The sequence below is a fragment of the Subsaximicrobium wynnwilliamsii genome (genome assembly GCF_007997225.1).
GTDB classification, from domain to species: domain Bacteria; phylum Bacteroidota; class Bacteroidia; order Flavobacteriales; family Flavobacteriaceae; genus Psychroserpens; species Psychroserpens wynnwilliamsii.
The window spans coordinates 1-1540 of record NZ_VORM01000091.1 but is presented as its reverse complement, the minus strand read 5'-3'; the positions used below and the strand labels follow the sequence as shown (position 1 = coordinate 1540).

Below are 1540 nucleotides of genomic sequence, written 5' to 3'. Positions count from 1 at the left end.
TGTTGGGGCGAATTACGCCAATGGAGAAATGGAACGCGGATAAGCACCTGATTATAATGAAAAAATTAACCGCTTAATCAATAACCGAAATTTAAAAGATTACTCTTGTTTTATAGGGGTCAAAACAAGTGCTTCTGTAATTATCATCATATATTAATCCTGATTTAGCGATTGCAAAGGCCTGTTTTAGTAGTTTATTACATACTGCTATTAATGCTAGTTTTTTGCTCTTTCCTTTGGCTACGATTCGCTCATAAAGATCGCGACAAGCCTTGTTAACTTTGCAAGCATTAAAACTGCACATAAATAATAAATTACGGAGCTTTTGGTTTCCTATTTTACTTATTCGAGCGCGTCCATTTACACTAGTTCCACTCTGCCTAATCACTGGTGTAAGTCCTGCATAACTGCACAATTCTGCGGCGCTGGTAAAGCGATCGAATCCTCCTGTTAATACTACTAACATCATTGCTGTTTTTGGTCCAATTCCTGGTATAGATCTTAAACGTGTCAACAAATCTTGGTGTGATTCATTTACTAATCCTATCAACTTATCTTCTAAGATTTTTACCTCTTTTTCTAACTGTTTTAAACTGCGGTTTAGAGACCTTACAACACCTTTACTCGGTTCTCCCAAAACAGATTCTCCATGCAACTTATTTTTTAGCATTGTGCTCTGTTTGGTATATATTGCTAAGGCTCTAACGATTTGAAGACATTCCATTTCATCTTTAGAATTGCCTTTCCATAGCTTTAAATCTACTTGCTGAGCATAGTCACAAATCAGTTTTGAATCACTCTTATCGGTCTTTATCTTTGAAAGCTTCATCTGAATAAAACGTTTTACAGCCAAAGGATTTTCAACTGATAATTTGATACCTGATTCAAGTAAATAATAAGCCAACTGATAGTGATAATAACCTGTGGCTTCCATAACACAATGACTATCTAAACTTAAAAGCTTTACAAACTTTTTAAATCCTGAACCATTGTTTTTAAACTGATAGTAATTACCATCAGAATCTGTAACATCGAATACCAAATGACTGATGTCAATTCCAAAATATTTAATATCTTTATTCATAACAAAATGTTTTTTTTGAAAGGACACACTACGCGAGTTTCAACGACTTAAAAGCGAGGTCTAAAAGCCTCATAGAACTGTACGAAATCTGTGTAGAAAAGAGAGGGGATTTTCAATGTTGACGAAGTCTAGGCTTCTGCGTATATAATAACCTTATTCCTCTCTTTTGTCTTTTCTGTTTATATTCTAAAGTTAATGAATTACAAACTTAAGCCGTGTATAAGCCATTGCTGGGTCTGTGCTAATCTGGAAAATTCTTGGGAATTTTCCAGCGGAGTTTTGTACTTTTAATGGCTCGTGTGTGAGACACGCAACGGCTCATACACATCAACGTTGTAAAAAATGGCGGAATTCACTCAGAACTAGACAATCGGAATTCAAAAAACTATTCCTTTCACGGTCGCGGAATTTTTATTTCGGATTTCTAATTCAGTCCGATAAATGAAAAACGGAATT

General features: G+C 35.1%; 1 protein-coding gene. It reads right to left on the bottom strand.

Annotation, left to right across the window (positions count from 1 at the left end):
- Nucleotides 1-91 precede the first annotated feature (91 nt).
- Nucleotides 92-1084 (bottom strand): IS110 family RNA-guided transposase, encoded by a 993-nt coding sequence (locus ESY88_RS20610; RefSeq protein ID WP_147088586.1) that lies wholly within the window; start codon nucleotides 1082-1084, stop codon nucleotides 92-94.
- Nucleotides 1085-1540 lie beyond the last annotated feature (456 nt).

Coding starts and splice junctions, on each gene's coding strand:
- ESY88_RS20610 (WP_147088586.1), bottom strand. CDS start 1,084: ATGAATAAAGATATTAAATATTTTGGAATTGACATCAGTCATTTGGTA.